This window comes from Sphingomonas endophytica, assembly GCF_001476895.1.
Taxonomy (GTDB): Bacteria; Pseudomonadota; Alphaproteobacteria; order Sphingomonadales; family Sphingomonadaceae; genus Sphingomonas; species Sphingomonas endophytica_A.
On record NZ_LDTB01000228.1, the window covers coordinates 1 to 637 of the forward strand.

Annotated in this window: 1 pseudogene; it reads left to right on the forward strand. The window is 66.9% G+C overall.

What is annotated here, in order from left to right:
• A pseudogene (locus tag NS334_RS16905) lies at positions 1-637 on the forward strand (translational GTPase TypA); the annotation flags it as partial.

The following is a 637-nucleotide window of genomic DNA, read 5'->3' on the forward strand; positions in this document are numbered from 1 at the left end:
CCAACCAGTCGATCAAGGTCCTCGACCGTCACGGCAAGGTCGTCGAGACCGGCCGCGTGTCGAAGATCCTCGCCTTCCGCGGCCTCGAGCGCGCCCCGATCGATGTGGGCGAGGCGGGCGACATCGTGTCGATCGCCGGCCTGATGAAGGGCACCGTGGCCGACACGTTCTGCGACCCGCAGGTCGAGACCCCGATCCAGGCGCAGCCGATCGACCCGCCGACCGTGACGATGTCGTTCATCGTCAACGACAGCCCGCTCGCCGGCACCGAGAGCGACAAGGTCACGAGCCGCATGATCCGCGACCGCCTGTTCAAGGAGGCCGAGGGCAACGTCACGCTCAAGATCGAGGAGGCCGCCGACAAGGACAGCTTCTACGTCTCGGGCCGCGGCGAGCTGCAGCTCTCGATCCTGATCGAGACCATGCGCCGCGAGGGTTTCGAGATCGCCGTGTCGCGCCCCCGCGTCGTGCTGCAAAAGGACGAAGCCGGCGTCTGGCAAGAGCCGATCGAGGAAGTCGTGATCGACGTCGACGAGGAGCATTCCGGCGTCGTCGTGCAGAAGATGAGCGAGCGCAAGGCCGAGATGATCGAGATGCGCCCGTCCGGCGGCAACCGCCTGCGGCTGGTGTTCTACGC